At 68.8% G+C, this 19,763-nt stretch carries 15 protein-coding genes, 1 tRNA gene and 1 pseudogene; 12 read left to right on the top strand and 5 right to left on the bottom strand.

Going from position 1 to position 19,763, the window contains the following annotated elements; genetic code table 11:
- Nucleotides 1-48: 48 nt before the first annotated feature.
- The 5 genes and pseudogenes from NUT86_RS21035 to rpmH all read right to left on the bottom strand — a co-directional run bounded on the left by NUT86_RS21035 (nt 49) and on the right by rpmH (nt 2,644).
- Nucleotides 49-555, bottom strand: coding sequence for a Jag family protein (locus tag NUT86_RS21035; protein WP_018092096.1), 507 nt, complete (start codon nt 553-555; stop codon nt 49-51).
- A gap of 14 nt (nt 556-569) precedes the next feature.
- Nucleotides 570-1,709: a membrane protein insertase YidC gene (gene yidC, locus NUT86_RS21030; protein WP_018092095.1), complete on the bottom strand. Its 1,140-nt coding sequence runs from the start codon at nt 1,707-1,709 to the stop codon at nt 570-572.
- Nucleotides 1,710-1,712: 3 nt separating this feature from the next.
- Nucleotides 1,713-2,030 (bottom strand): membrane protein insertion efficiency factor YidD, encoded by a 318-nt coding sequence (gene yidD, locus NUT86_RS21025; protein WP_006604423.1) that lies wholly within the window; start codon nt 2,028-2,030, stop codon nt 1,713-1,715.
- A gap of 86 nt (nt 2,031-2,116) precedes the next feature.
- Nucleotides 2,117-2,485 (bottom strand): annotated as a pseudogene (gene rnpA, locus NUT86_RS21020) (ribonuclease P protein component); the annotation flags it as partial.
- A gap of 21 nt (nt 2,486-2,506) precedes the next feature.
- Nucleotides 2,507-2,644, bottom strand: coding sequence for a 50S ribosomal protein L34 (rpmH, locus tag NUT86_RS21015; RefSeq protein WP_003949374.1), 138 nt, complete (start codon nt 2,642-2,644; stop codon nt 2,507-2,509).
- A 377-nt stretch (nt 2,645-3,021) separates the two neighbouring features.
- Here rpmH and dnaA point away from each other — a divergent pair, with 377 nt between their 5' ends.
- The 12 genes from dnaA to NUT86_RS20955 all read left to right on the top strand — a co-directional run bounded on the left by dnaA (nt 3,022) and on the right by NUT86_RS20955 (nt 19,747).
- Nucleotides 3,022-4,929, top strand: a complete 1,908-nt coding sequence (gene dnaA, locus NUT86_RS21010; protein WP_274737026.1) for a chromosomal replication initiator protein DnaA — start codon at nt 3,022-3,024, stop codon at nt 4,927-4,929.
- Nucleotides 4,930-5,959: 1,030 nt separating this feature from the next.
- Nucleotides 5,960-7,090: a DNA polymerase III subunit beta gene (gene dnaN / locus NUT86_RS21005; protein WP_018092092.1), complete on the top strand. Its 1,131-nt coding sequence runs from the start codon at nt 5,960-5,962 to the stop codon at nt 7,088-7,090.
- Nucleotides 7,091-7,295: 205 nt separating this feature from the next.
- Entirely contained in the window at nt 7,296-8,174 is an 879-nt protein-coding gene (gnd, locus tag NUT86_RS21000) for a phosphogluconate dehydrogenase (NAD(+)-dependent, decarboxylating) (protein WP_018092091.1), read from the top strand.
- 80 nt (nt 8,175-8,254) lie between these two features.
- Entirely contained in the window at nt 8,255-9,391 is a 1,137-nt protein-coding gene (recF, locus tag NUT86_RS20995; protein WP_018092090.1) for a DNA replication/repair protein RecF, read from the top strand.
- Nucleotides 9,388-9,921 (top strand): DUF721 domain-containing protein, encoded by a 534-nt coding sequence (locus tag NUT86_RS20990; protein ID WP_018092089.1) that lies wholly within the window; start codon nt 9,388-9,390, stop codon nt 9,919-9,921. Before recF ends, NUT86_RS20990 begins: the two co-directional genes overlap by 4 nt.
- A gap of 344 nt (nt 9,922-10,265) precedes the next feature.
- Nucleotides 10,266-12,296 (top strand): DNA topoisomerase (ATP-hydrolyzing) subunit B, encoded by a 2,031-nt coding sequence (gene gyrB / locus NUT86_RS20985; protein ID WP_371874854.1) that lies wholly within the window; start codon nt 10,266-10,268, stop codon nt 12,294-12,296.
- Between the two features lie 50 nt (nt 12,297-12,346).
- On the top strand, nt 12,347-14,968 hold the full coding sequence (gene gyrA / locus NUT86_RS20980) for a DNA gyrase subunit A (protein WP_018092087.1): 2,622 nt from the start codon (nt 12,347-12,349) through the stop codon (nt 14,966-14,968).
- Between the two features lie 15 nt (nt 14,969-14,983).
- Nucleotides 14,984-15,673, top strand: a complete 690-nt coding sequence (locus tag NUT86_RS20975) for a DUF3566 domain-containing protein (protein ID WP_026170058.1) — start codon at nt 14,984-14,986, stop codon at nt 15,671-15,673.
- 88 nt (nt 15,674-15,761) lie between these two features.
- Nucleotides 15,762-15,835: transfer RNA gene (locus NUT86_RS20970), tRNA-Ile, on the top strand.
- A gap of 189 nt (nt 15,836-16,024) precedes the next feature.
- Nucleotides 16,025-16,159, top strand: a complete 135-nt coding sequence (locus tag NUT86_RS20965) for a DLW-39 family protein (protein WP_003958712.1) — start codon at nt 16,025-16,027, stop codon at nt 16,157-16,159.
- A gap of 244 nt (nt 16,160-16,403) precedes the next feature.
- Complete coding sequence (locus NUT86_RS20960) at nt 16,404-18,332, top strand: vWA domain-containing protein (protein ID WP_274736994.1); 1,929 nt, start codon at nt 16,404-16,406, stop codon at nt 18,330-18,332.
- Nucleotides 18,326-19,747 (top strand): hypothetical protein, encoded by a 1,422-nt coding sequence (locus NUT86_RS20955; protein ID WP_274736992.1) that lies wholly within the window; start codon nt 18,326-18,328, stop codon nt 19,745-19,747. The genes NUT86_RS20960 and NUT86_RS20955 overlap by 7 nt, the downstream gene beginning before the upstream one ends.
- Nucleotides 19,748-19,763: the final 16 nt, after the last annotated feature.

Genomic DNA, 19,763 nt, shown 5'->3' with positions numbered 1-19,763 from the left:
CGCCTGCGAGCAGACGGGGCCAAAGAAAAAAACGGGAGCGCTGAGCGGTCAGGCCGGGAGGACAACCACTCGACGCTGCGGCTCCTCGCCCTCGGACTCGCTCCGGAGCCCGGCCGCCGCCACCGCGTCGTGGACGACCTTGCGCTCGAACGGCGTCATCGGGTCGAGCTTCACCGGCTCGCCGGTGCCCTTGGCCTCCTCCGCCGCCTTCGCACCGATCTCCGAGAGCTCCTCACGCTTACGCGCCCGGAAGCCGGCGATGTCCAGCATCAGACGGCTGCGGTCACCGGTTTCACGGTGAACGGCCAGCCGGGTCAGCTCCTGCAGAGCCTCCAGCACCTCACCCTCGCGACCCACCAGCTTCTGCAGGTCACGGCTGGTCGAGTCGCTGATGATCGACACCGCGGCGCGGTCGGCCTCGACATCCATGTCGATGTCACCGTCGAGGTCGGCGATGTCCAGCAGACCCTCGAGGTAGTCGGCCGCGATCTCGCCTTCCTGCTCCAGGCGGGTCAGGGTGTCGGTGCCCTTGGTGGCAGGGGTCGTGTCCGTCACGAAAGGACTCCTTCTTACTTCTTGGTCGGGTGCTTGGGGCGCGGCTGGCCCTTGCGCTGTCCGGACTTGGTGGTGCGGGACCCGGAGGCGCCGCCCTTCCCCTTGTCCTCCTGCGCGTCCTTCTTCTCCAGCGACGGCTTCTTCGCAGCACCCTGACCGGAGCCCGAGCCACCCGATGCCGATCCGGCACGCGTACGGGCCTGCGCACCGCCGGCCGCGGCGCCGCCGGTCTGCCGCTTGCTCTTCGTCTGGCGCTTGGGCTGCTGGCGGTTCTGGCGTGCCTCTTCGACGGCCTGCTTCGCGGCGATCTCGGCCGGGTCCTCGACGAGCTTGCCCGCGGCCCGCAGCCGCTCCTGGCGCTCCTCGAAGGCCTTGCTGCCCGGGGTCGGGTTACGACGGATGATGAACATCTGCTGGCCCATGGTCCACACGTTGGTGGTCAGCCAGTAGACGAGAACACCGACGGGGAAGTTGATGCCGAAGACGGCGAACATGATGGGGAAGACGTACATCAGCATCTTCTGCTGCTGCATGAACGGCGTCTTCACCGTGAGGTCGACGTTCTTGGTCATCAGCTGGCGCTGCGTGTAGAACTGCGACGCCGACATCAGGACGATCATGATGACCGTGACCACGCGGACGTCGACCACGGAAGCACCCAGGCTCTGGATCTTCTCCGCGCTGTCCATGAACTTCGCCGCCAGCGGCGCACCGAAGATGTGGGCCTTCTGCGCACTCTCCAGAAGCGGCTGGTCGATGACGCCGACCACCTTGTTCTGGGCGATGTGGTTCAGGACCTGGTACAGCGAGATGAAGAACGGCGACTGGGCCAGAATCGGGAGACAGCTCGAGAGCGGGTTGGTGCCCGTCTCCTTGTAGAGCTTCATCATCTCTTCGGACTGGCGCTGCTTGTCGCTCTTGTAGCGCTCCTGGATCGCCTTCATCTTCGGCTGGAGCGCCTGCATGTTCCGCGTCGACTTGATCTGCTTCACGAAGAGCGGGATCAGGCAGATACGGATCAGCACCACCAGCGAGACGATGGACAGACCCCACGCCGCGCCACTGTCCTTGTCAAAGATGAGGCTGTAGAACGAGTGGAACTGGACGATGATCCAGGAAACAGCGATATAGAGGGGACTGAGGATCGTGTCCACGAATCAGGCTCCTTGGGCGTTGGGCTGAGTCTCGGGCTGGGCGACAGGCTCAGGGACGGTGGGCCCGCCCAGGCGGCTCCTCAGCCGCTGATGCCAAACCGGACGCTTCCGGGGAGGGACGTGGTCGACGCCACCGAGCGACCACGGATTGCACCGCAGGATGCGCCAGGCTGTCAGCGCAGTTCCTTTCACCGCGCCATGCCGGTCGATGGCCGTGTAGCCATAGTGCGAGCACGACGGGTAGTACTTGCAGACCGGCCCCAGCAGGGGGCTGATGGTCCACTGGTAGATCTTGATCAAAAGCAGCAGCGGGTACTTCACTGTGCGCTCCCTCCCGGGTCCCGTCCGGGGTTCCGGGGGCCCGGGGCGCAGCCGCCGTCGGTCGCGGTCCCCGGGGGATTGCAGCCTCTCGGCACCCCTCCCAGCAGCCGCTCAAGGGCGGCATCCAGGTCGCGGGCCAGCTGACCGTGATCCGCATCACCCGCACCGGGCAGGGCCCGTACGACAACCAGGCTACCGGTGGGCAGCCGGTCCAGCCGGTCGCGCATGAGATGACGCAGCCTGCGCTTGACCTTGTTGCGGACGACAGCGATGCCAACTGCCTTGCTCACGACGAAACCCGCACGTGCCGGGGGAACGCTTTCCCCCGACCCGTGCGGGTCCGTTGCACCGCTACGAAAATGAACGACAAGGAGCGGGCGCCCGGCCCTGCGTCCCCGGCGTACCGCGGTCGCAAAGTCCTCGCGCCGCCTCAGCCGATACTCGGTAGGCAGCACGTCATGGACCTAGGTTGCTGCTCAGGCCGACAGGCGGGCGCGACCCTTGCCACGGCGGGACGCGAGAATCGCGCGGCCGGCACGGGTCCGCATGCGCAGACGGAAGCCATGGGTCTTCGCGCGACGGCGGTTGTTCGGCTGGAAGGTGCGCTTGCTCACTCGGGGGCTCCAGGAATGCTTGTTGTCTCAGGAGAGACAGATGTGGGGCGTCGACTGGCTGTCACCGTGCGCCCACGAGTAGCTCGCAACGCCTAAGTGCACCGCTACACGATCACTCGAGCGTGATCTTTGCCCATCGGAGGCAGGCGGCAGCAGCCATCGACAACTCGACCTGGTCACGGTACGCGCGGCTACGCCATCCGGTCAAACCGGCTCCTCGGCATCGCCCGCCGGCCCCTTGTCAGGACACACTATGCACAGCCTGTGGACAACAACTTGAATCCCCAGGCCCGCCCTGACTACCGTGGCTGAACTTCGATTCCTTCCCGCCCGTCCTGAGAATCACACATTCGTGGGACTGTGAGAGAGCGTGCCCTGTGGCTGATGTACCTGCCGATCTTGCCGCAGTGTGGCCGCGCGTGCTCGACCATCTCCTTCGCGCGGAGGCCGACGGCCTCAAGCCCAAGGACCAGGACTGGCTCAAGCGCACCCAGCCGCTGGCGCTGGTCGCCGACACCGCGTTGCTCGCTGTCCCCAATGAATTCGCCAAGGGTGTGCTCGAAGGCCGGCTGGCACCGCTGATCGGGGAGGCCCTCAGCCATGAGTGCGGCCGCCCGATCCGGATCGCGATCACCGTTGACGACTCCGCCGAGGAGCCCCCGGCGCAGTCCGCGCCGCCTGCGCCTCAGCACCAGTCGTCTCAGCAGCACCCCCCGCACCACCAGCAGACGCATCAGTCACAGCAGCAACACGATGCGTACGACGGCTACGAAGTCCGGCACGATTCCCGGCACGACAGCCGGCAGGGCTACGGACACCAGGGCGACGACCTGCCCGGTGTCCGGTCCGCCTATCCGGACTACCAGCAACCCCGGCACGAGCCCGGCGGCTGGCCGCAGATGGGCGGCGGCCCCGGGCCGCGCGACGACTACGGCTGGCAGCAGCAGCACCTCGGCGGCTTCCCCGAGCGCGACCCGTACGCCTCCCCGTCGTCCCACGTCTCACAGCATCAGCAGCGGCAGAGCGACTACCGTGCGCAGGCGCCCGACCGCAACGGGCCGCCGCAGCACTCCGACGGTCCGCGCTCCCCTTACGACCAGCCGCGCCGCGACCTCTCCGAGCACCAGCCCGGCGGGCACAACGGCCGCTCGGGCACTCCCGGCTCCGGCCCCGGCGCCGTGCTTCCCGCGCCCAGCGGTGCGCCCAGCCCGCTCGCCGCGCAGCCCGCGCCGGCGACCGGCCCCGGTGAGCCGACCGCGCGGCTGAACCCGAAATACCTCTTCGACACCTTCGTCATCGGTGCCTCGAACCGCTTTGCGCACGCCGCAGCGGTCGCCGTCGCCGAGGCACCGGCCAAGGCGTACAACCCGCTGTTCATCTACGGGGAGTCCGGTCTGGGCAAGACCCACCTGCTGCATGCGATCGGGCACTATGCGCGCAGCCTGTATCCGGGCACCCGGGTGCGGTATGTGAGCTCGGAGGAGTTCACCAACGAGTTCATCAACTCCATCCGCGACGGCAAGGCGGACGCGTTCCGCAAGCGCTACCGCGACATGGACATCCTGCTGGTCGACGACATCCAGTTCCTGGCGAGCAAGGAGTCGACGCAGGAGGAGTTCTTCCACACCTTCAATACGCTGCACAACGCGAACAAGCAGATCGTGCTGTCCAGTGACCGGCCGCCCAAGCAGCTGGTCACCCTGGAGGACCGGCTGCGCAACCGCTTCGAGTGGGGCCTGATCACCGACGTCCAGCCGCCCGAGCTGGAGACCCGGATCGCGATCCTGCGCAAGAAGGCGGTGCAGGAGCAGCTGAACGCGCCGCCGGAGGTACTGGAGTTCATCGCGTCCCGGATCTCGCGCAACATCCGTGAGCTGGAGGGCGCGCTGATCCGGGTCACGGCGTTCGCCTCGCTCAACCGGCAGCCGGTGGACCTGGGGCTGACCGAGATCGTGCTGAAGGATCTGATCCCCGGCGGCGAGGATGCCGCACCGGAGATCACCGCGACCGCGATCATGGCCTCGACCGCGGACTACTTCGGGCTGACCATCGACGATCTGTGCGGCTCCTCGCGCAGCCGGGTGCTGGTGACCGCCCGCCAGATCGCCATGTATCTGTGCCGCGAGCTGACCGATCTCTCACTGCCGAAGATCGGTGCGCAGTTCGGCGGCCGGGACCATACGACCGTGATGCACGCCGACCGCAAGATCCGCGCGCTGATGGCCGAGCGACGTTCGATCTACAACCAGGTCACCGAGCTCACCAACCGCATCAAGAACGGCTGAGGCCGGCCCACAGGACGCCCAGGGCGCTCCGGGAACCGCTCCCGGAGCGCCCTTCGCCTTACGGGGACCGCCGTTCGGCGGGCGCCCCGGCCGCACCGCCCCTCCCCGCTTCCCCTTCTTCCTTCCTCTTCCTTCCGCTTCCCTGTGCGGCGTCCTGCGCGCACCTGCCGAGGGCGTCCGATCTCGTTGAGCGCCTCTCCCGACCCCGTCCCGAGCCCCTCTGACCCCCGCTCCGAGACGTCCCGCCGTCGTCCCAAACCTGTGGAACGCGTCCGCTCTGTTCGATTCCAGGGCGGGACACGGCCTCTCTCCACAGATTGGGCAAGAATCTTCCGTCCACACCTTGGGGAGGGGAAAGTTATCCCTGTGGGATCCACAGGCCGGTGTACTGACGGGGCATCGGGGGAGGTCAGCCGCGTGTGGATTTGTGGCCAACCTTCTTCCACAGGGTGTGGACAGTGGATTCGTCCACAGGAGGCCCGCCATCTTGTCCACCGCCCGCCCACAGGCAAGCCGCCGTTGTCCCCAGCAATCACCGGCTTCTCCACACCGCTGTCCACTGTTCGGCAACACGACACCCGCCCTCACCGGGCCGAGTGAAAGCGGTCACACCAAGGTGGTCGGTTGGGCTGTGGGGAACGTGGGTAAAGCTGGGGATGGCACTGGGGAGAAGTACCTGTCCCCTGTGCATCGGGTGTGCAGAACTTCCGGCGGTCCACAGAACCGCCCGCTTATCCACGGCCGCCACCCACAGGGGCGGTGGACAAAAAATCCGCGTTGACCTGCGCAAAAGCGGTTGTCCACGGTTTCCACAGCCCCTACTACTACGACCACGGATATCTACCGGGGAACTCGTTCGGAAACGGGGCCTGTGCACAAGTTGGCCGCCGAGCGTCCGGCCCCGGTCGAGTCGACTTGACCCCGAGCCGCACCGACTGTCGGTGGCGTGCGTCAGACTGGTCTCCGGCAACCCAGCCGACGACGAAGGCCAGCAGGGCGAAGAGCCAGCAACAGCAGGAGGCGGTTTCCGGTGAAGATCCGGGTGGAGCGCGATGTACTCGCGGAGGCAGTGGCCTGGGCGGCCAAGAGCCTCCCGGCCCGTCCGCCGGTGCCCGTCCTCGCGGGCCTGCTGCTGAAGACGGAGGACGGCACGCTGAGCCTCTCCGGCTTCGACTACGAGGTCTCCGCGCGGGTCTCGGTGGACGCTGAGGTGGAAGAGGAGGGCACCGTCCTCGTCTCCGGCCGGCTGCTCGCCGACATCTGCCGTGCGCTCCCCAACCGCCCGGTGGAGATTTCCACCGACGGTGTACGGGTCACCGTCGTCTGCGGCTCCTCGCGATTCACCCTCCACACCCTTCCTGTGGAGGAGTACCCGTCCCTGCCGACGATGCCCACCGCCACCGGCACCGTCCCCGGTGAGGTCTTCGCCGCGGCCGCCGCCCAGGTCGCCATCGCTGCCGGCCGTGACGACACCCTTCCGGTGCTCACCGGCGTACGGATCGAGATCGAGGGCGACACGGTCACCCTCGCCTCAACCGACCGCTACCGCTTCGCGGTGCGCGAGTTCCTGTGGAAGCCGGAGAGCCCGGACGCCTCCGCGGTCGCGCTGGTCCCCGCCAAGACGCTGCTGGACACCGCCAAGTCCCTCAGCAGCGGCGACACCGTCACGCTGGCGCTGTCCGGCTCCGGCCAGGGCGAGGGTCTGATCGGTTTCGAGGGTGCCGGACGCCGGACGACGACCCGTCTGCTGGAAGGCGACCTGCCGAAGTACCGCACGCTCTTCCCGACCGAGTTCAACTCGGTCGCCGTGATCGAGACCGCCCCGTTCGTCGAGGCCGTCAAGCGTGTGGCGCTGGTGGCCGAGCGGAACACCCCGGTCCGGCTGAGCTTCGAGCAGGGCGTGCTGATCCTGGAGGCCGGCTCCAGCGACGATGCACAGGCTGTGGAGAGGGTCGACGCCGATCTGGACGGCGACGACATCTCGATCGCCTTCAACCCCGGCTTCCTGCTGGAGGGCCTGTCGGCCATCGACTCCCCCGTGGCGCAGCTGTCCTTCACGACCTCGACGAAGCCGGCGCTGCTGAGCGGCCGGCCGGCCAAGGACGCCGAGGCGGACGACGCGTACAAGTACCTGATCATGCCGGTGCGGCTGTCGGGCTGACGGCCGGAGCGCGAGGGCCACGCAGACGGCGGTATGCCGGTGCGGCTGTCCGGCGGGTGCCGGACAGCGGCCCTGGCCACGGGCCTTGTGGCGACCGGCTGACAGGCCCCTGATGAGCGGCTGAGCCCACAGGTGTGCACGGACCTGCGGGCGTAGGCTCGGTCTCGGGTACACCAGCAACGACTACGTGCAAAGAGGGTCTCTGATGGAGCTCGGTCTCGTCGGTCTCGGCAAGATGGGCGGCAATATGCGCGAGCGCATTCGCCGCGCCGGCCACACCGTCGTCGGATACGACCGCAACCCGGACCTGGCGGATGTGAACAGCCTCCAGGGGCTTGTGGAGAAGCTCAAGGGTCCGCGGGTGGTCTGGGTCATGGTGCCGGCCGGTGCCGCCACCCAGTCCACGATCGACGAGCTGGCCGAACTGCTCTCGCCGGGCGACATCGTCGTGGACGGTGGCAACTCCCGCTGGACCGACGACGAGAAGCACGCCGAGGAGCTGAAGGCCAAGGGCATCGGCTTCGTCGACTGCGGTGTCTCCGGCGGCGTCTGGGGCCTGGAGAACGGCTATGCGCTGATGTACGGCGGCGACAAGGACGATGTCGCCAAGGTGCAGCCGATCTTCGACGCGCTCAAGCCCGAGGGCGAGTTCGGCGCGGTGCACGCCGGCAAGGTCGGCGCCGGCCACTTCGCGAAGATGGTCCACAACGGCATCGAGTACGCGATGATGCAGGCCTTCGCCGAGGGCTGGGAGCTGCTGGAGAAGGTCGACTCCGTCACCGACGTGCGGGAGATCTTCCGTTCCTGGCAGGAGGGCACGGTCATCCGCTCCTGGCTGCTGGACCTGGCCGTCAACGCGCTCGACGACGACGAGCACCTGGAGAAGCTGCGCGGCTTCGCCGCCGACTCCGGCGAGGGCCGCTGGACGGTCGAGGCCGCCATCGACAACGCCGTGCCGCTGCCCGCGATCACGGCTTCGCTCTTCGCGCGGTTCGGGTCCCGTCAGGACGACTCCCCGCAGATGAAGATGATCGCCGCGCTGCGCAACCAGTTCGGTGGCCACGCGGTCGAGGGCAAGAAGTAGCGGACACCGCAGCACCGCAGTAACCAGAAGCAACAGGCACCAACAGCACGCAGCAAGCCGGGGGAGGTCGGCACCCAGCCATGCACGTCACGCATCTGTCCCTCGCCGACTTCCGCTCGTACGCCCGGGTCGAGGTTCCGCTCGATCCGGGCGTCACGGCTTTCGTGGGCCCCAACGGCCAGGGCAAGACCAATCTGGTCGAGGCGGTCGGCTATCTCGCCACGCTCGGCAGCCACCGGGTCTCCTCGGACGCCCCGCTGGTGCGGATGGGCGCCGAGCGGGCGGTCGTCCGGGCCGCGGTCGTCCAGGGCGAGCGGCAGCAGCTGATCGAGCTGGAGCTCAACCCGGGCAAGGCCAACCGCGCCAGGATCAACAGGTCTTCGCAGGTCAGGCCGCGGGACGTGCTGGGGATCGTCCGGACGGTGCTGTTCGCGCCGGAGGATCTGGCGCTGGTCAAGGGCGATCCGGGGGAGCGCCGGCGGTTCCTGGACGAGCTGATCACCGCGCGGTCGCCGCGGATGGCCGGGGTGCGCTCGGACTACGACCGGGTGCTCAAGCAGCGCAACACCCTGTTGAAAACCGCCGCGTTGGCGCGGCGGCACGGCGGCCGGCAGATGGACCTGTCCACTCTCGACGTCTGGGACCAGCATCTGGCCCGCGCGGGCGCCGAGCTGCTGGCGCAGCGGCTCGATCTGATCGCCGCGCTGCAGCCGCTCGCGGACAAGGCCTATGAACAGCTGGCGCCGGGCGGCGGGCCGCTGGCGCTGGAGTACCGCGGTTCGGCGGGCGAGGCGATGGCCGAGGCCACCACCCGCGAGGAGCTGTACGGCGTGCTGCTGGCGGCGCTCGGCGAGGCCCGTAAGGGAGAGATCGAGCGCGGGGTGACGCTGGTCGGCCCGCACCGCGACGATCTGGTGCTCAAGCTGGGGCAGCTCCCGGCGAAGGGCTACGCCAGCCACGGCGAGTCCTGGTCGTATGCGCTGGCGCTGCGGCTGGCCTCGTACGACCTGCTGCGCGCCGAGGGCAATGAGCCGGTGCTCGTCCTGGACGACGTCTTCGCCGAGCTGGACGCGCGGCGCCGCGAGCGGCTGGCGGAGCTGGTGGCCCCGGGCGAGCAGGTGCTGGTGACGGCCGCGGTGGACGACGATGTGCCGGGTGTCCTGGCCGGGACGCGCTTCGCGGTGTCCGGCGGCGCCGTGGAGAAGGTGACCCCGTGAGCGAGGAGCAGCCCGAACGGCCCCGGCCGCCGGAGCTCTCCGGGGTGGATCTGGCCCGCCAGGCGCTGGTGGCCGCAAAGGAGCAGGCGCGGGCGCGGGGCGCGGCCGCGCAGCAGAAGAAGCAGGCCAGGCGCGGGGGACTGCGCTCGGGGGCGCGGGCGGACGGCCGCGATCCGCTGCCGCTCGGTGCGGCGATCAACCGGCTGATCACGGAGCGCGGCTGGGAGACCCCGGCGGCGGTCGGCGGGGTGATGGGGCGCTGGCCGCAGCTGGTCGGGCCCGAGGTGGCACAGCACTGCGAGCCGCAGAAGTACGACGAGGACGCCCGGGTGCTGACCGTGCAGTGCGATTCGACGGCATGGGCGACGCAGCTGCGGCTGCTGGCCCCGACGCTGGTGGCCCGCCTCAACGAGGACCTGGGGCACGGCACCGTAAAGGTGATCAAGGTGCTGGGCCCCGGCGGTCCCGCCCGGCGCTACGGATCGCTGCGCGCACCGGGCAGCAAGGGCCCCGGCGACACCTACGGCTGAGCCCCGGACCCCCTGGGTGACCTGCGGAGGACCCTTGTATACGGGTGAGGCGGATGAGACTCCGCTCACGGTAGCCACCGGTTGACAGTCCGAAGCGCTGAGTGCCCGCGTGAGCGTCCTGAGGCCCCGTCTCGGATATGGGGAGTCGGCGGACGCCAGTTCAGGGCGGCACATGACGACTCAGGTGCCTCCAAACCCCCATGAGTGTCGGCGCCACCGGTACACTGGTGGCAATCCCGCCCACTCGCGGAACATGTCGAACGACGCAGCCGCTCCCGCCTGTCTTCCCAGGGGTGAATCCCACAGGCGCGGAAGGGCTCGTGCTGTGCCAGAAAGGGCGCTTCGTGGCCGACTCCGGCGACCTCAACGAGAACAACACGGCTTCTACTGAAGAGGGGGTTCCTGCCGGCGCCATGGGCGACTCCGCGGTGGAGAAGTCGTATGACGCCAGTGCGATCACCGTCCTCGAAGGCCTGGACGCGGTCCGCAAGCGCCCTGGCATGTACATCGGCTCGACGGGCGAGCGTGGTCTGCACCACCTCGTGCAAGAGGTCGTCGACAACTCCGTCGACGAGGCGCTGGCGGGCCACGCGGACACCATCACGGTGACGCTCCTGGCCGACGGCGGCGTCCGCGTCGTCGACAACGGCCGAGGTATCCCGGTCGGCATCGTGCCGTCGGAGAACAAGCCGGCCGTCGAGGTCGTGATGACGGTGCTGCACGCCGGCGGTAAGTTCGGCGGCGGTGGCTACGCGGTCTCCGGTGGTCTGCACGGCGTGGGTGTCTCCGTCGTGAACGCGCTGTCGCAGCGGGTGGCGGTCGAGGTCCGCACGGACGGCTACCGCTGGACGCAGGAGTACAAGCTCGGTGTGCCGACCGCGCCGCTCGCCAAGAACGAGGCGACGGACGAGACCGGCACGACCGTGACGTTCTGGGCCGACCCCGACATCTTCGAGACCACCACGTACAGCTTCGAGACGCTGTCGCGGCGCTTCCAGGAGATGGCGTTCCTCAACAAGGGTCTGACGATCGCGCTGACCGACGAGCGCCCGGACCACGTGGACGAGGACGGCAAGCCGCTCTCGGTGCGGTACCACTACGAGGGCGGCATCGTCGACTTCGTGACGTACCTCAACTCGCGCAAGGGCGAGCTGGTGCACCCGACGGTGATCTCGGTCGAGGCCGAGGACAAGGAGCGGATGCTCTCCATCGACCTCGCGATGCAGTGGAACACCCAGTACAGCGAGGGTGTCTACAGCTTCGCGAACATCATCCACACCCATGAGGGCGGTACCCACGAGGAGGGCTTCCGCGCCGCGCTGACCGGCCTGATCAACCGCTACGCGCGCGAGAAGAAGCTGCTGCGTGAGAAGGACGACAACCTCACGGGTGAGGACATCCGCGAGGGTCTGACGGCGATCATCTCGGTCAAGCTCGCCGAGCCGCAGTTCGAGGGTCAGACCAAGACCAAGCTGGGCAACACCGAGGTGAAGACCTTCGTCCAGAAGGTGGTCCACGAGCACCTCAACGACTGGCTGGACCGCAACCCCAACGAGGCCGCGGACATCATCCGCAAGGGCATCCAGGCGGCCACCGCGCGCGTGGCGGCCCGTAAGGCGCGCGATCTGACCCGCCGCAAGGGCCTGTTGGAGACCGCGTCGCTGCCCGGCAAGCTGAGCGACTGCCAGTCCAACGACCCCGAGAAGTGCGAGATCTTCATCGTCGAGGGTGACTCCGCCGGCGGCTCGGCCAAGTCCGGCCGTAACCCGGAGTACCAGGCGATCCTGCCGATCCGAGGAAAGATCCTCAACGTCGAGAAGGCCCGGGTCGACAAGATCCTGCAGAACAACGAGGTCCAGGCGCTGATCTCGGCCTTCGGCACGGGCGTGCACGAGGACTTCGACATCGAGAAGCTCCGCTATCACAAGATCATCCTGATGGCGGACGCCGACGTCGACGGTCAGCACATCAACACCCTGCTGCTCACCTTCCTCTTCCGCTTCATGCGGCCGCTGGTCGAGGCCGGGCACGTCTACCTCTCCCGCCCGCCGCTGTACAAGATCAAGTGGGGCCGGGACGACTTCGAGTACGCCTACTCCGACCCGGAGCGGGACGCGCTGATCGAGCTCGGCAAGCAGAACGGCAAGCGGATCCGCGAGGACTCGATCCAGCGGTTCAAGGGTCTCGGTGAGATGAACGCCGAGGAGCTGCGCATCACGACCATGGACACCGACCACCGTGTCCTGGGCCAGGTCTCCCTGGACGACGCGGCCCGCGCGGACGACCTGTTCTCCGTGCTGATGGGCGAGGACGTCGAGGCGCGCCGCTCGTTCATCCAGCGCAACGCCAAGGACGTCCGCTTCCTCGACATCTGAGCCCTGTCGGCCCGAACAACAGCCGCAGCTCGAAAGGACTTTGAACCACCATGGCCGACGAGAACCCCCCTGTGACCCCGGACGGCGTGACCGCCGAGGGCGCGCCCGCCGCCATCGAAGGCGTGGGGATGCGTGTCGAGCCCGTCGGGCTCGAGACGGAGATGCAGCGCTCCTACCTCGACTACGCGATGTCCGTCATCGTCTCGCGTGCGCTGCCGGACGTCCGGGACGGCCTCAAGCCCGTCCACCGCCGCGTCCTGTACGCCATGTACGACGGCGGGTACCGCCCCGAGAAGGGCTTCTACAAGTGCGCCCGCGTCGTCGGCGACGTCATGGGTACGTACCACCCGCACGGCGACTCCTCCATCTACGACGCCCTGGTGCGCCTGGCGCAGCCGTGGTCGATGCGGATGCCGCTGGTCGACTCCAACGGCAACTTCGGCTCCCCGGGCAACGACCCGGCCGCCGCCATGCGGTACACCGAGTGCAAGATGAAGTCGCTGTCCATGGAGATGCTCCGGGACATCGACGAGGAGACCGTCGACTTCCAGGACAACTACGACGGCCGTAACCAGGAGCCGACGGTCCTGCCGGCGCGCTTCCCCAACCTGCTGATCAACGGGTCGGCCGGTATCGCGGTCGGTATGGCCACCAACATCCCGCCGCACAACCTCCGCGAGGTCGCGGCCGGTGCCCAGTGGGCGCTGGAGCACCCGGAGGCCTCCCACGAGGAGCTGCTGGACGCGCTCATCGAGCGGATCAAGGGCCCGGACTTCCCCACCGGCGCGCTGGTGGTGGGCCGCAAGGGCATCGAGGAGGCCTACCGCACCGGCCGTGGCTCGATCACGATGCGTGCGGTGGTGGCGGTCGAGGAGATCCAGAACCGCCAGTGCCTGGTGGTCACCGAGCTGCCCTACCAGGTCAACCCGGACAACCTCGCGCAGAAGATCGCCGACCTGGTGAAGGACGGCAAGATCGGCGGGATCGCGGACGTCCGCGACGAGACCTCCTCGCGTACGGGCCAGCGTCTGGTCATCGTGCTCAAGCGGGACGCGGTCGCCAAGGTCGTCCTCAACAACCTCTACAAGCACACCGATCTGCAGACCAACTTCGGCGCGAACATGCTGGCGCTGGTCGACGGGGTGCCGCGCACGCTCTCGCTGGACGCCTTCATCCGCAACTGGGTGACGCACCAGGTCGAGGTCATCGTCCGCCGGACGAAGTTCCGGCTGCGCAAGGCCGAGGAGCGGGCGCACATCCTGCGCGGTCTGCTCAAGGCGCTGGACGCCATCGACGAGGTCATCGCGCTGATCCGGCGCAGTGAGACGGTCGACGTGGCGCGCGAGGGCCTGATGGGCCTGCTGACGATCGACGAGATCCAGGCGAACGCGATCCTGGAGATGCAGCTGCGCCGGCTGGCCGCCCTGGAGCGCCAGAAGATCACCGCCGAGCACGACGAGCTGCAGCGCAAGATCAACGAGTACAACGCGATCCTGGCCTCCCCCGAGCGCCAGCGCCAGATCATCAGCGAGGAACTCGCCGCGATCGTCGAGAAGTTCGGCGACGACCGGCGCAGCAAGCTGGTGCCCTTCGAGGGCGACATGTCCATCGAGGACCTGATCGCCGAGGAGGACATCGTCGTCACGATCACCCGTGGCGGCTATGTGAAGCGGACGAAGACCGACGACTACCGCTCGCAGAAGCGCGGCGGCAAGGGCGTCCGGGGCACCAAGCTCAAGGAAGACGACATCGTCGACCACTTCTTCGTCTCCACGACCCACCACTGGCTGCTGTTCTTCACGAACAAGGGCCGGGTCTACCGCGCCAAGGCGTACGAACTCCCCGACGCGGGACGGGACGCGCGGGGTCAGCATGTGGCCAATCTCCTCGCCTTCCAGCCGGACGAGCAGATCGCGCAGATCCTGGCGATCCGCGACTACGAGGCCATGCCGTATCTGGTGCTCGCCACCAAGGCCGGCCTGGTGAAGAAGACGCCGCTCAAGGACTATGACTCGCCGCGTTCCGGCGGTGTCATCGCGATCAACCTGCGCGAGCAGGAGGACGGCACGGACGACGAGCTGATCGGCGCCGAGCTGGTGTCGGAGCACGACGATCTGCTGCTGATCAGCAAGAAGGCCCAGTCGATCCGGTTCACGGCGACGGACGAGGCGCTGCGCCCGATGGGCCGGGCCACGTCCGGTGTGAAGGGCATGAGCTTCCGCGAGGGCGATGAGCTGCTCTCGATGAACGTGGTCCGCGCCAACACCTTCGTGTTCACCGCGACGGACGGCGGGTACGCGAAGCGCACCGCGGTCGACGAGTACCGCGTCCAGGGCCGCGGTGGTCTGGGCATCAAGGCCGCCAAGATCGTCGAGGACCGGGGTTCGCTGGTCGGCGCGCTGGTCGTCGAGGAGACGGATGAGATCCTCGCGGTGACGCTCGGGGGTGGCGTGATCCGTACGCGGGTCAACGAGGTGCGTGAGACGGGCCGTGACACCATGGGCGTCCAACTGATCAACCTGGGCAAGCGTGATGCCGTCGTCGGCATCGCATGGAACGCCGAGGCCGGCCGTGAAGCCGAAGAGGTCGACGGGGGCGACGAGCCCGACGAGACCGAGGCGGCGGAGGGGACCGAGCCCGCGGAGACCGAGGGCGAGCAGCCCGCGGAGTAACACGAGGAGTAGATCGTGAGTGGAGCCACGGGCGCTGCGGCGGGTGGATCGGGAGCCGAGAAGGACTCCTCGTCCGGACCCGCGACCGTGACGGAGGACAGCGCCCGTGGCTCCGCCGTTTCCGACACCGGCCCCCGGGACGAGGGCTCGCATCAAGGGGGACCCGTGACCGAAACCCGACAGCCGCAGCCACAGCCCCGGCCGGAACCCCAGGCGAAGGCCGGGAGCGGCGCACAGCAGCCGTATCAGCCGCCTCAGGCGTATCCCACCGAGGACGAGGAGACCGGCGGGCAGGCGGTGCGCAGGCCTCGTACGGGCGCCCGTACGGCCCCGCGGACCCGCAAGGCCCGGCTGCGGGTGGCCCGCGCCGATCCGTGGTCGGTGATGAAGGTCAGCTTCCTGCTCTCCATCGCGCTGGGCATCTGCACGGTCGTGGCCGTCGCGGTGCTGTGGATGGTCATGAACGCGATGGGTGTCTTCTCCACGGTCGGCGCGACGATCAGCGAGGCCACCGGCTCCAGTGAAGGCGGCGGCTTCGATCTGCAGTCGTTCCTGTCGCTGCCGCGGGCGCTGCTGTTCACGTCGATCATCGCGGTGATCGACGTGGTGCTGGCGACGGCCCTGGCCACGCTCGGTGCCTTCATCTACAACCTGTCGGCCGGGTTCGTCGGAGGCGTGGAGCTCACCCTCGCCGAGGACGAGTGAGGCCTTCGTGGGAGGGCGTTCGCCAGGCTCCGTGAACCGATTTTGGGAACGCCTCTGAAGTGCGCTAATCTTCTGGTGCAGCGAGCGCGCGGCTATAGCTCAGACGGTTAGAGCGCTTCCCTGATAAGGAAGAGGCCCCAGGTTCAAGTCCTGGTAGCCGCACTGCACAATCGGCCCGGCCGGGGAACTCCCCGGCCGGGCCGATTCGTTGTACGGAGGCGGAAGTTGGCTCGCGGAGCGCGCCTCGGAAGAGGTGTTGCTGTCCGCGGGCTAGGTAACCGATCGGTATCGGTCGGTGTGTATCATCGGCCGACATAGGTCCCCTACGTCAACGAAAGACGAGGTCGCGCGGTGAAGAAGCTTCTCCTGGTCGCACTGGCCGCCATCGGCGGGCTCCTCGTGTACCGCCAGATCCAGGCGGATCGCGCCGAGCAGGATCTGTGGACGGAGGCGACCGACTCCGTGCCCGCAGGTTCGGGTGTCTGAGACCCATAAACGCACAGCAGGTTCGTACGGACCCCGATTGCCTCCGGGCGGTCGGGGTTTCGTGCGTCCGGGGGCGGGCGGGGCGGTCGGTGCTCCCGGGGCCGGCGGCTGTGCCGGGGTGGCTGATTGTCGTTGCAGGACCGTGACGGTGATCCTCTTGAGTTTGCTTTAGCACACCATTAGCTTGCAACAGCAAAGCTTCTGTCGGTGATGTGGACCAGCAGGACACAAGGGGGAGCAGGACATGGCAGCACGACCATGCCGGGGGGTGGTGGCGTTGCTCGGGGGGCTGTTGCTGGCCCTGACCGCCGCACCACTTCAGGCCATCGCCGCCACACCGACCAGGGCGCCCGCCGCCGAGGGCACCGGGATGGTGATGGTGCTCGACTCATCCGGCTCGATGGCCGGGAAGGACGGCTCCGGCGGCACCCGGATCGACTCCGCACGCAAGGCCGTCGGCACGGTCGTCGACGCACTCCCCGACGGCTACCCCACCGGTCTGCGGGTCTACGGCGCCGACAAGCCCAAGGGCTGTGACGACACCCGGCTCGCCCAGCCGGTCGCCGCCCTCGACCGGGCGGGCATCAAGCGGGCCGTCGCGCGCGTCGAGCCCAAGGGCGACACCCCCATCGGGCTCTCCCTGCGCAAGGCGGCCGCCGATCTGCCCCGGCCCGCCGGCGGCTCGATCGGCAAGCGCACGATCCTGCTGGTCTCCGACGGCGAGGACAACTGCCGGACGCCGGCGCCCTGCAAGGTCGCCGCCCAACTCGCCGCCTCCGGCGTCGATCTGCACATCGATGCCATCGGCTTCCAGGTGGCGGGCAAGGCCCGTGCCCAGCTGGAGTGCATCGCCAAGGCCGGCAACGGGCAGTACTACGACGCCCCGGACGCCCGGTCGCTCGCCCGCCAGCTCCAGCGGGCCGGCCAACTCTCCGCGGACGGCTACCGCTTCAAGGGCAAGCAGATCCGCGGCACGGCGGCCCGGAGCGGCGCGCCCGCCATGGCCCCCGGGCAGTACCTCGACTCCATCGGGCCCAACGAGGAGCGTTACTACGCCACCGGCCTGGATGCCGCCTCGACGGCCAACTTCTCGGCGACCGTGGTGCCCCAGCCCGGTGCGGCCGTCGACTACCTCGACGCGCTGCACACCCGGATCGCGTACGGCACCGACAGCGCCTGCCAGTCCACCACCGAGTTCTTCGGGCAACAGGAGGGCGCGACGCCGCTGACCTCGGGCGTCAGCCGGGTCCCTTCGCAGAGCGGTACCGGTGGCTGTGACAAGGCCGGGCGGTACTGGCTGGTCGTCGAGCGCAAGGCCGCCAAGGGCTCGGACGCCGCACGGTGGCCGATGGAGCTGACGTTTCACGTGGAACATCCGCTGAAGAAGGGCGTCACGCCCGCGCAGTCGGAGCCGGAGTACGGCGCGGGAGGCAAGAACGCCACGCTGCCCACCACCGCCCCCAAGGACGTCACCGGCGGCACCGGCTTCAATGACGCCCGTACGCTGCGCCGGGGCGTCTGGCGGGACAAGGTGCTGCCCGCGCAGACCCTTTGGTACAAGGTGCCGGTCGGATGGGGACAGCAGCTCCGCTACGACGTGGAGTTCGCCAACGAGCCGACGGTCAGGGGCTACAGCGCCCATACGTCCTCCGGTGGCACCCAGGTCTACACACCGTTCCGTGCGCCGGTCGGCAGCGGCACCACGGAATTCGGCCGGCAGGTGTCCTACAACGGGCGCCCGGCCTCGCTCAGCATGGGCACGGTCCCGGTCGCCTGGACCAACCGCTACGAGAACCACTCGAACGTCATCCCCGTGCACCGCAAGGGCGACTTCTACCTCGCGGTGACCCTGGGCGCCAAGGCCTCCCAGATCGCGGAGAACCCGCAGATCGGCGTGGTGCTGCGGATCGCGGTGCTGGGCAAGGAGAAGAGCGGCCCCCAGGCCGGGGCCGCCACGGTCGCGGCCGATACCTCCCGGGGCGATTCCGGTCCCTCGGAGGACGGGACGCCGGGCGGCGGTGGAGGATGGTCCACAGGACGTGTGGCGGCGGTAGCCGTCGGCGGCGTGGGCGTACTGCTGCTGGCCGGTCTCGCGGTCGCCTACGGGCGGGCGCGCAGAAAGCCGCGTGCCGACGGCGGGAATTCGGATCCGATGAGGGGTGGCTCGTGGTGACGGGGCGCACGACGTACAGGGGCATAGCCGTGCTGGCGGCGCTCGCCGCGGTGCCGATCCTGCCGGGGGCGGTGGGCGTGGCCTCCGCCGATGCCATCCCCCACTACCGCATGGCGGAGGGCGCCACGAAGACCGATGGCTCCTCCAGTGCCGCGCACGCACCGCAGCTCAAGCCAGGACTCCACACCGACTCCATCAAGCGCGGCGAGCAGAAGTGGTACGCCGTCAACCTGGACGCCAGGACCAGCGCATACTTCTCGGCCGTCGCGGCGCCCCCGCCCGGCACCAAGGTCGAGGACTACGGCGACAAGCTGACCCTCACCGTCCAGGACAGCGACGGCACGACCTGCGGTTCGGAAGCCCGGCCGTCCTTCAACGGCGGCGGCATGGCCTACCCGATCGCCGACTACGCCACCCGTCGCATCGGCGCCGACCGTACGGAGTGCCAGAAGGCCGGCCCGTACTACCTCGTGATCACCCGCGAGGGATCGGCAACCTCCGGCCCCGACACCTGGCCGCTGGAACTCAACTACCTCAACGAGCCCCCGCTTGAGGGCAACACCCCCGCCAAGCCGGGCAAGGGCCTCTGGAGCACCGCGACACCGGCGCCGCGTACGGACACCACCAAGCGCAGCGCCAAGGGCGGCACCGGCTTCAACGACGCGGGCTCGGTCGCCACGGGCGTCTGGAAGGACCGGATCAGGCCGGGCGAGACCCGCTTCTACCGTGTGCCGGTGGACTGGGGACAGCGGCTCAACCTGAGCGCCGAGCTGCCGAACGCGACGTCGGCCAAGGCCACCGGCTTCCTCCCCAGGGTGCTCGGCCTGAGCGTCCACAACCCGGCGCGCGGTGTGGTCGGCAACCCCAGCTTTGTCTCGTACACGGGGAAGCCGGCCGCCGCCAAGGAGTTCACCGCGCCCGTCGACTACGGCAACCGCTTTGACTCGACCGGTTCGGTCAACGCGATGCGGTTCGCGGGCTGGTACTACCTCGAGGTGAGCCTGCACCCCGATGCCGCGCAGTACTTCCCCGAGGCCGCGGAGCTCACCCTGCGGGTGGATGTCCGCGGCACCGCCAAGCCCGGGCCCGGCTACGCCGAGCCGACCCGCGTCTTCTCCGTCACGCCCGAGGACCGGGAGACGGCGGAGAAGGGCCAGTCCGCACAGGAGGCGTCGAAGAGCGGCACCTTGATGACGGTGGCCTACGCCGGGATCGGCACGGGTGTGGTGCTGCTGGTGGGACTGGGAGCGTGGACGCTGGTGGCGCGGCGGTCGGCGGCCGGTGCGGCGGCCACACCGGCCGGACCGGGTACGGCGGGCGGACCGGGGGGTCAGCCTTCGCTGCCGGAACAGTCGACGGACTCGACCCAACAGGCGCTGCAGAATCGCCAGTTCGGGCCGCCACAGGGCTGGTAGAGGGCCTGTGTGGGTC

This window comes from Streptomyces sp. G7(2002) (assembly GCF_028870195.1).
In the GTDB taxonomy this organism is placed as follows: domain Bacteria; phylum Actinomycetota; class Actinomycetes; order Streptomycetales; family Streptomycetaceae; genus Streptomyces; species Streptomyces nigrescens.
The sequence above is the reverse complement of the archived record's forward strand: the minus strand, read 5'-3'. Positions and strand labels throughout refer to the sequence as shown.